At 55.7% G+C, this 553-nt stretch carries 1 protein-coding gene; it reads left to right on the top strand.

Annotated features, from left to right (window positions below; translation table 11 throughout):
* A partial coding sequence (locus ACOCD2_RS25570; protein WP_293689845.1) for a hypothetical protein occupies nucleotides 1-490 on the top strand: 490 nt, incomplete at its 5' end.
* Nucleotides 491-553 lie beyond the last annotated feature (63 nt).

The raw sequence follows: 553 nt of genomic DNA, 5'->3' as shown, positions 1-553 counted from the left end.
CTTCTTCTACGATTTCTGGAACAAAGGTATGTGTAAATTTTGCTGGACTGTCCTGTTGCTCCTGCTGTTGGCCATTGGCGCCGCAGTGTATAAATTCGGTTTTGTCGGCAGCGTGGTGCAGGCACCGGATGGTCGCCAGGCGCTGCAACTGACCACAGCCGAGCGCAATATGGTGCTGGGTGAGATGCGTGATTTCCTGGTGGCCGTACAGGCAATCATCGCCGCAACCAATACAGAAGATATGGCAGCTGCGGCGGCAGCAGCCAGGAAAGTGGGCATGGCAGCCCAGACTGCGGTACCGCCGGCGCTGATCGGCAAGCTGCCCCTGACGTTCAAGAAACTGGGATTCGCCGCCCACTCGCAATTTGACCAGCTGGCGCTGGATGCCGAGCAGTTGGGTGACCCCCTGCATACCCGGGAGCAGCTAACAGATCTGATGAACAACTGCGTGGCCTGTCATGCGACCTATAGCCTGGTGGTCGCAGACTGATTATCTCCGCCGAAAACATTCATGTAAGGGATGAATTTTGCACCTCCAGTATCAAAATCTTTG

Origin of the sequence: Thiolapillus sp. (assembly GCF_048562965.1) — a bacterium.
Taxonomy (GTDB): Bacteria; Pseudomonadota; Gammaproteobacteria; order Chromatiales; family Chromatiaceae; genus Thiolapillus; species Thiolapillus brandeum_A.
The sequence above is the reverse complement of the archived record's forward strand: the minus strand, read 5'-3'. Positions and strand labels throughout refer to the sequence as shown.